The organism is Arsenophonus sp. ENCA (assembly GCF_002287155.1).
Taxonomy (GTDB): Bacteria; Pseudomonadota; Gammaproteobacteria; order Enterobacterales; family Enterobacteriaceae; genus Arsenophonus; species Arsenophonus nilaparvatae.
The window spans coordinates 1-3,044 of sequence record NZ_NHNG01000787.1; the positions used below are offsets into that span (position 1 = coordinate 1).

The 3,044-nt window shown below is 34.8% G+C and carries 3 protein-coding genes and 2 pseudogenes; 4 read left to right on the forward strand and 1 reads right to left on the reverse strand.

The features are described from left to right. Positions 1-181: 181 nt before the first annotated feature. The 4 genes and pseudogenes from CBG25_RS20475 to CBG25_RS20490 form a co-directional block, all read left to right on the forward strand. A pseudogene (locus CBG25_RS20475) lies at positions 182-367 on the forward strand (BON domain-containing protein); the annotation flags it as partial. Between the two features lie 332 nt (positions 368-699). Further along, positions 700-1,455 (forward strand): YciC family protein, encoded by a 756-nt coding sequence (locus CBG25_RS20480; RefSeq protein ID WP_290608925.1) that lies wholly within the window; start codon positions 700-702, stop codon positions 1,453-1,455. 340 nt (positions 1,456-1,795) lie between these two features. Then, the gene (locus tag CBG25_RS20485) at positions 1,796-2,332 is read left to right on the forward strand and encodes a septation protein A (protein ID WP_032114988.1); all 537 of its coding nucleotides are present in this window, start codon (positions 1,796-1,798) and stop codon (positions 2,330-2,332) included. 69 nt (positions 2,333-2,401) lie between these two features. Beyond that, a pseudogene (locus CBG25_RS20490) lies at positions 2,402-2,566 on the forward strand (hotdog domain-containing protein); the annotation flags it as partial. A 39-nt stretch (positions 2,567-2,605) separates the two neighbouring features. Here the strand turns inward: CBG25_RS20490 and CBG25_RS20495 are convergent. Continuing rightward, positions 2,606-3,044, reverse strand: a 439-nt coding sequence (locus CBG25_RS20495; RefSeq protein ID WP_290608926.1) for an IS30 family transposase, incomplete at its 5' end; no start/stop codon positions are given.

The following is a 3,044-nucleotide window of genomic DNA, read 5'->3' on the forward strand; positions in this document are numbered from 1 at the left end:
TACAGGTTTCGATCTTGACCAGCGGGTCACCCAACTTGTCGATCGTCTGTTGGTGATACTGGTTTGCAAAGAGGTCATTCTTAATGGCGCTGCGTTTCTTCATGGTGGTTAGCTCAGTAGACCAGCTTCCGATAACTTTATCAGCAAAATCAAACTCGGCTTAGGTTTTTCGAGGTGCCCTAAAGTGAAGACAGCATTATTGGCAGAAAAAAACTTGAAATCAACGCAAATCAATGTTGAAACATTTAAAGGTCGTGTGCAATTGAGCGGTTTTGTCAGTTCGCGTGCCGACGCTCAGCGTGCAATTCAAGTAACACAAGGTGTAGCAGGTGTACAGTCAGTCATTGATTCGATGAAAATACGATGATTGTTTTACTTTTCAGCCCCAATATAGGGGCTGAAATAAATATAATTTATCGCCATTAGGTCCTCAAATCAGATAATAAAATAATCGCTTTTATCACCATAAAGTCATTATCATATCAATTATTAAAGCCAATCATTATATTGTTATACTCAAAATTACTATAATATAAATATCACTCTATTTTTAGTGTTTTATTCTTACTTATAGAATAACCACAAAATTTACTGATATAGCAATAGCTTTACCATAGAAAAGCTATACGCTCTCTTCACTGTCAGTTACAATATACAATTAAAATGTGATGATAAAAACCAGTTATAGGAGCAGTTTTCATGTCCATTACGGCCAACTCACTTATCAGCGATAGCTTTAATTTTTTTAAAAATCAGCTGAGCGGCCTTTTTATCCTGTCATTCATTTCAGCTACAATCAGTCTAATACTTTATTACTTTCTGGTTCCCATCGATGAAATGGCAACCATTGTCAAAACCCTTGGTGGTCAAAATGACTCAACTTCACTTTTAACCTGGGTAAGTCAATTATCTGATGAAGAAAAATCGATAATGATGAGAGTCTCACTACTCTCATTGGCTGCGGTTTTTATCGGATTAATATTATTAGTTTCTTCAGTAGTTACTTATTTGTCAGAACTCAGTACCGGCAATAACATCAGTGCATGGCAAGCTTTTGTGCTTTCGTTACGTATATTACCTAACATGTTAATTTTATTAGTTATATGCACAATTATAATTTATTTTGGCTTTATGCTATTCATCTTACCCGGTATCATTTTAGCTATCGGTTTTTCCTTATCACCCATCATCTTAATAACCGTCAAAAATATTATGCCGCTACGAGCCATGAGTCAAAGTTGGAAAATAGCATTTCGTCATTGGTGGTTAATTCTAGTAATTTTATTACTTTGGCTAGCATTGCAAATGTTACTCACTATGCTACTTGGACAATTTCGTTTTTTACCGAGTATGGTGAATAATATTATCTCTTTTACATTGAATAATTTACTTACCTCTTTTACATTGATCTATTTTTTCCGCCTTTACATGTTAGTTGGAAAAACAACAAATTAACCAGATAAAAATACCACGGCTATTATTTACCATTAGATGGCGTGGTAAAAATTTACTATTAACTTAAACAATTAAACATTAATTACAGAACCAACGTGCTGACTGAAAATTGCACTGTATTCCTAATAACAAGTTAATTACTTCAATATATTAATAGTGAGTTTTATTGCTCAGTAGATAATTTTATCAATAAAAATATACACCTACTAACTGTGTAACATTATTATCAAATAAGGTAATATAATATAAAACAAATTGGCAATAGGATATTTTATAATTTATTAATCAAATAATTATAAAATTTCATATTTACTCGAAAAGGATCAGGATAAGCGCCCTCATGAGACAACTATTAGATTTTATTCCTCTCATTGTTTTCTTTATTGTATATAAAAAAGTAGATATTTTTTACGCATCTGGCGCATTAATGATTGCCACCGCTTTATCTATGCTGGCCATTTATCTTATCTACAAAAAAATTGAAAAAAGTTCGTTAATTACTTTAGTCATCGTGATCATTTTTGGTGGACTGACGTTGATTTTCCACAGTGATCTTTTTATTAAATGGAAAGTGACAGTTATTTACGCTATTTTTTCATTAGCACTGTTAGTCAGCCAATATTTTACCCAAAAACCATTAATCCAGAGAATGCTGGGTAAAGAGATCCATTTAGCTGATGAGATTTGGCATAAATTAAATTTATCATGGGCAATCTTTTTTGCTATCTGTGCGCTAGTAAATATTTATGTTGCCTTTTGGCTACCTCAGGATGTCTGGGTTAACTTTAAAGTTTTTGGTTTGACCGCGGTCACACTAATATTTACAATACTTAGCATGGTGTATATCTATAAACATCTGCCTAAAGAACAAAAGTAATTGATATGATACCAACGGATACCTACTTCCAGCAGGTATATTGTGGCAAATAACAGAAGTAAATTTTTCATGACACAACAATTACCACAAGGAGAACTAGTTCTCCGTACATTAGCAATGCCGGCCGATACAAATGCTAATGGTGATATATTCGGCGGATGGCTAATGTCACAAATGGATATTGGCGGTGCAATTTTAGCAAAAGAAATTGCCCTTGGTCGTGTTGTTACTGTCGGCCCATTCCCAGTCGAAACGCAACAAACCCATAAAACGTTATGCAGCCATTAGATGAGCTAAAAATGCTTCATTTGGAGAAAAATAGCCCAACGATTTTCGTCCCCGAGTATTAAGTATGTGCTCAAGTTCTGCAATCTCGTTGTCCGTAACTGAGTTGAAGTCCGTTCCTTTTGGGTAAAAACGGCGGATAAGTCCGTTACTGTGTTCATTTAAACCACGCTCCCATGAGTGATAAGGCCTGGCAAAGAAGACATTAGCACCGGTGATCTCAGTTATCTGTTTATGCATGGAGAACTCAGAACCGTTATCGGCCGTCAAAGTTTTAAAGTCACAGAAGGTATTTGCTACAATGTCACGGAAAGCATCTACAACAGTATCAGCGCGTTTATTCGGTAACTTGCGGATAATAATCTGCTTGGTAGCTTTATCCGCTAGAGTCAGTAAGAATGACTTCTGATCTTTACCAAATACAGTA

What these genes read in the sequence shown, in the direction of transcription:
- CBG25_RS20485 (WP_032114988.1), top strand. Translation starts at nt 1,796, where the DNA reads ATGAGACAACTATTAGATTTTATTCCTCTCATTGTTTTCTTTATTGTA.
- CBG25_RS20480 (WP_290608925.1), top strand. Translation starts at nt 700, where the DNA reads ATGTCCATTACGGCCAACTCACTTATCAGCGATAGCTTTAATTTTTTT.